We start from the raw sequence: 2,640 nt of genomic DNA, 5'->3' as shown, positions 1-2,640 counted from the left end.
GAGCGGACCCGGAGGGCAGCCGCTTCGTCCGGTGTCGGCGGGCGGGCGCAGACCGTCTCCCGGACAGTTGCCGGCGGCGAGCTCAGAACGGCAAATCGCGCGGCCGCCTCCCGCCACGAGGACTCGTCGTCCAGCACTCCGGTTGGTGCCATGCCTCGCGGGATATAGATGCGAGCGAGCCCGTGTGGTGACTTTCCCTCGTGGCTGGTGCAGAAGAACTCTGCGAGAGGGCTGCCCGTCGGCACCTTCAGCAAGGTCGTCAGCTGCCCTTCCGCTCTTCACAGAGTAGGGCTCCCGCACTCACAGATCATCAGTTTGCTCGTTGCTTGGGAGGTCGACGTGCCGATCCACCCAGGCATGGTTGAGCCCTGGCCGAGCGCAGCCGCGATCTATACGCGCAGGCCGAGGATCGCCTGTTGAGCATCATTGCCCGCCAACTCGCCGATGGCCTCGACGCTCTGGGGTCGATCGAGCGCAAGCTAGCAGCCGTACCAGCCGTACGCCGCGCGCCTCAGGCCGTCATCGACGAGCTCGGCGACCTGTCTGACGATGTGCGCCGGCTGGTCGAAGGCGTCACGCCGAACGCAGGCCGTCGACCGTCTCGCCGCCGAGACTGTCGACCTGCTCACTGCCGAGTCCGACCCGAGGGGTACGAGGGCCGGACAGCGTCAGCGCGCCATCGAGCGGAACATCAGGAAGTGGAAGAACCCTGCTCGGCCTGTCCGCTGACCAGATCGCCCCTCGCACACTCGAGGCTCGTGCCCGCGGCACCGACGACGTCGCAGGCACACCGCCGCGACCTGCTGGCACAGCGCTTTTCCGGGCGCCTCGCCGACGATCTCACCGACGTTCGCGACGGCGCTTCGCATGGTGCATGCAGTACGCGGAGCCCGAGGAGCTACATCGAACTCGTGCTCTCAGCTTGGGAAGCTGCGGGCATTTGGATCTGGTTCGGGCACTGACCTCGGCGAACGCTGTCTGGTGATCCTTCCGGGCTCGTCGGCCTATCACCGTGGTTCCCCGCCACTCCCCGCTCGTTCTGGTGCGCCAGTGGTGCACCGACCTGCCAGCCACAACAAATTTGTTGTGCACTGCCGGGGCGGCCACGTCGGGGGAACATATGAATGCCTCGCGAGCAGTGGCAACGAGTGCATACAGTCAGTCTGTGAACAAGCGGACCGAGGACCAGGTAGTTGATGGCTTGAAGCAGATAGCCGCTGCCACAGCTGGAACGGCAACTGGAGCCATGATCGGCGGGCCCGAAGGGGCGCTGATCGGAGCCGCCGTTGGGCCAGCTTTGGTCACGAGCTTTGACATGGTCGCCGACCGGATCGCGTCGAATCGCGCCGATCGAAGTGCTGAGCTGGTACGTGAAGTTACCCGTGTGCTGCGGATCGATCCAGACGAACTGCAGGATCGGCTTCTCTCCGACGACCGACTGCTTGAGTTCGCTGGGAGAGTAGTCGGCGCGGCGCAGGACATTTCACTTAGCCAGAAGCGACGGGCGCTTGCTCGTGCCCTGGCAGCGGCGGTGGCAGACCCGGCGCCGGCGCGCCTCGACATTTGGGAACTGCTTCAAACAGCCATTCGGGAGGGCGATCCGCCACACATTAGGTTCATGCACGTCATCTCATCGGCTATGCCGTTGCCGCAGCCCCCGAGCGCCCGGAGGACGGCGTGAAATACGGAATGACACTGGGGGCTGTTTGCGAGGCTGATCCTGGCCTAGAAGTAGGCGGACACGCAGTCCTTCAGAAGCTCATCTCGCTCGGCTTGGTGGAGAGCGCCCTTCACGGCATGATCTATGGAGGTACCTACCGGCCGTACGCCCTTTCGAGCCTTGGTCGGCGCTTGCTGACGCTCTTGGAGGAAGAGCCGCAGCCGTCACCTTGATCACGGAGCAGAAGTCCAAGTCACGAAACCACYGGCGCATGGGTGACCATGAGCTTGGGAATCCAGAGAATGATGTCGCACCTCAGCGGCCTGACCTGGGCAGGTCCGCTACACCCACGGCTGACTCTCGCACTCGATTCACCGCAGCTGACCGTGACTGTCTGCCCCGAGTGGCGCGAAGCAGTGCGCGACTTGACAGCGGAAGTCGCCTGCGACCCATTGGGGTCGGCTTCGCCGACGGGCTGCAACACCCACGAATGTTGCAGCTATCTGTGACCGGACAGGGGCAGTTTGAGCTGTCTGGTTCGTATCAGCAGGTCACAGGATTAACCGGACGCGCCTGCCACCCGCAGCCAGTGCGTGAGCTCCTGGCGGGTGGCGAGGGTATCGGGGTGGTCGGGTCCTAGCACCCTTGTCTGGTCGGTAAGGATCTCCGCCAAGTCGGTGATGGCTTTGGCGACCTGGCCTGCCATTCCCAGCCGTAGCGCGAGCTCATAGCGTGTGGTGAGGGTATGGGGGTGTTCGTTGCCGAGGATGCGCTGGCGTAGGGACAGGACTGCTTCGTACTCGCGTTGGGCTGTTTCGAGCTGGCCTTTGTCGGCGAGGACGCTGGCTAGGTTCTGTCGTGTGGTGAGGGTRTSGGGGTGTTCGTTGCCGAGGATGCGCTGGCGTAGGGACAGGACTGCTTCGTACTCGCGTTGGGCTGTTTCGAGCTGGCCTTTGTCGGCGAGGACGCTGGCTAGGTTC

General features: G+C 64.3%; 2 protein-coding genes. One reads left to right on the top strand and one right to left on the bottom strand.

Features of this window, described 5'->3' with window-relative positions; genetic code table 11:
* Positions 1 to 1,165: 1,165 nt before the first annotated feature.
* Entirely contained in the window at positions 1,166 to 1,681 is a 516-nt protein-coding gene (locus EAO75_RS45250) for a hypothetical protein (RefSeq protein WP_148000936.1), read from the top strand.
* A gap of 538 nt (positions 1,682 to 2,219) precedes the next feature.
* On the opposite strand, the gene EAO75_RS45245 is transcribed toward EAO75_RS45250, so the two are convergent.
* A partial coding sequence (locus EAO75_RS45245) for a tetratricopeptide repeat protein (protein WP_148000935.1) occupies positions 2,220 to 2,640 on the bottom strand: 421 nt, incomplete at its 5' end.

The organism is Streptomyces sp. UW30 (assembly GCF_008042075.1).
Classification (GTDB): Bacteria; Actinomycetota; Actinomycetes; order Streptomycetales; family Streptomycetaceae; genus Streptomyces.
The sequence above is the reverse complement of the archived record's forward strand: the minus strand, read 5'-3'. Positions and strand labels throughout refer to the sequence as shown.